Origin of the sequence: Oscillibacter sp. CU971, from assembly GCF_905219725.1 — a bacterium.
Classification (GTDB): Bacteria; Bacillota; Clostridia; order Oscillospirales; family Oscillospiraceae; genus Oscillibacter.
The window spans coordinates 1-2,528 of sequence record NZ_CAJMXG010000351.1; the positions used below are offsets into that span (position 1 = coordinate 1).

The following is a 2,528-nucleotide window of genomic DNA, read 5'->3' on the forward strand; positions in this document are numbered from 1 at the left end:
GAGACAGTTACCGGCTTTAATCAGTGCTTCCTCAAACCTGGCTGGGGCATAGCAACTACAACTTCACAGCAGATACTTACATTCATTCCGGGACCGGAGTACATGAACAAATGGCCCAAAGCCTCTCCGAAAAGCTGGGTGGTATCATGCCGCAAAATCTGCTTTCCGGCCCCAATTTTTCGTAAGTGTTAGAAACGTGTTAGAAAACGCTCTTTTTCCAGCGAAAAAAGAAAAGTAAAAACCCCTAGAACCGTTGCGGTTCTAGGGGTTTATGGTTGCGGAGACAGGACTTGAAAAGGAAAGAGAGCTTTTCGCCGCGTTCCATAAATCTATGTAACCCTTGCAATCAGGGCGTTTCCGGCGTCCTGTCTTTCATGCCTTATCATTGTTGGTCGTTGCGTTTCATCAAAATAACGACCAAACAACGACCAAATTTCACGCCTGTTTCTTCCGCCCGAACTTCACCGGCAGGGCTTCCGCCAAGGCATCACAAGCCCTGGCCTGGGCCGTCTCGAAGGTATGGGCATAGATGTTCAGGGTGGTCGATGTCTGGGAGTGTCCCAGGGCGGCGGAGACGGCCCGCACGTCCTCTCCGTTGTAAATCAGCAAGGAGGCGTTCAGGTGCCGGAATTGGTGAATCCCATAGAAGGGGAGCCCCTTTTCCTCACAGAAGCCCTGGAGCCATTTATAGGCCTTCTCCGGGTTGACAGGGCTTCCGTCCTGCTTGGTAAACAGGCGGCCGCATTCATGCCATTGGTCCCCGAGCGCCAGCCGTTGACGGGCCTGTTCCACCCTCAGCCGCTTCACAAGGTCGAATATCCAGGCGGGGAGCTTTAATGTCCGGCGGCTCTTGGTGGTCTTCGTGGGAGCCGTGAAAATGCCCTCAGAGGCCGTATAGAGCGACGCCCGCCGGACCGACACGGTACAGCGCTCAAAATCGAAGTCACTGAACTCAAACCCGCACAGCTCCTCCCGCCGGAAGCCACCGAACAGGGCCAGGGAGAAAAACACCTGCCAGCAGAGCGGTGCGTCTGTCAGTGCGTCCAAGAACGCCTGTGCCTCCTCCAGGGTGTAGCAGGTCTTTTCCCTGCCCGTATCCANCGGCGGCAGCGTGACAGCCCGACATGGGTTGTACTGAATCATTCCCATTTTCACGGCATAGGAGAACACGGCAGAAATCAACGACAGGTGGTTCTTGACGCTTTTGGGGGACAGGCCCCGGCCATTCCTGGAGAGGTTCGCTCCTGGTTCGCTGAGGGTGTTAATGAACCGCTGGACCTGCCTGGGCGTGATCTTGTCCATGTACAGGTGCCCGATGGCGGCGTATATGCGGGGGGCCATCTGCCTGTAATTGGCCTGTGTGCGTTTGCCCAGGGTCTTTTCCACATATTCGGTGAACCATTGCCCGGAAAAGACCTCGAATTTGATGTGTCCATCTGTCAGCGATGAACCCCGGCATTCCTCGTCAAAGAGAACCTTCTGCCGGTTCAGCTCCTTCTCGATCTGCCGGGGTGTCATGCCCGGTTCTGGGGTCCATGTCCGGGACTTCATCACCTGTTTGCCCTCCGGGGTGTAACCCACGGAGGCCCGGAGACGGTACGAGCTGCCGCGCTTTGTGACGGTTGCCATGATGTTTTTCTCCTTTCTGATTTGACACCACGGCCCCGGTATGCTATCATAAAAGGGCGCAAGGGTGCCTTGTTTGTCGACGTGGTATGTTTGTGCGTGATGACCGTCCCGGTGTTAGCAGCGCCGGGGCGGTTCTTATTGCTTTTTGTGGAAAACTGTGGTACTCTGACAGCAGGAAAGAATCCTCTTTCAGCGCTGCCAGTAACGGCGGACGGTTGGCCCTCTTGACAGGGGGCAGCTTCTTGCCCCCTGATTTTCGGAAAGGGGGGCTGCCCAATGGTTACATATAGTGAACTGTTTCAGTACACGCTTGTTATCATCGGCATTATCGGCCTCTTTATTGCGGCCTATAAAAAGAAGTAACCGCCCCAGGCTCCAACCAAGGCGGTTACTCTTTTGAGTAAATAACTTTGGGGGCCAACCGTCTACCGGCAGCGCCCTTTCTATATTCCAGTATAACCGCCTGTATTGAATTTGTCAAGTGACGAACCGTGGTGACACGCCGTGGAATGATAGATTGCGCTCTGTAGTCAGCCCTGGGCCTCTGGCCTAGGGCTTTTTGCTTGCCGGATTTGGCGTGCAATCTCCTAAATTTTTAGGAGACCCCAATTTTGGGGTCAGTAGATCGGCTCAAAATTGAGCTCATTTGACAAGCCTATCAAACGACCGCCATTTTTGACGGGCGTTGCGACTTCCTGCAACAGGCTAGAATCTCAGCTGGTTATTTCAGAAATTTCTGAAATAACTCATTTGACAGGGTTATCAAGCGAGGTCCATCCAGATTTGGATTGACCTGCTCCATTTTCCTGTGGAGCAGATCGGCTCAAAATTGAGCTCAGGGAGAAAGTCCCCTCAGTACCCATAGCCCTCATTTCGGGTAAGGGTGTCCAGTTCAACCG

1 protein-coding gene is annotated in these 2,528 nt (G+C 53.8%); it reads right to left on the reverse strand.

All coding sequences use genetic code 11. The features are described 5' to 3' along the window. Nucleotides 1–435: 435 nt before the first annotated feature. On the reverse strand, nucleotides 436–1,629 hold the full coding sequence (xerC, locus tag JX325_RS15210; protein ID WP_204791908.1) for a tyrosine recombinase XerC: 1,194 nt from the start codon (nucleotides 1,627–1,629) through the stop codon (nucleotides 436–438). Nucleotides 1,630–2,528: the final 899 nt, after the last annotated feature.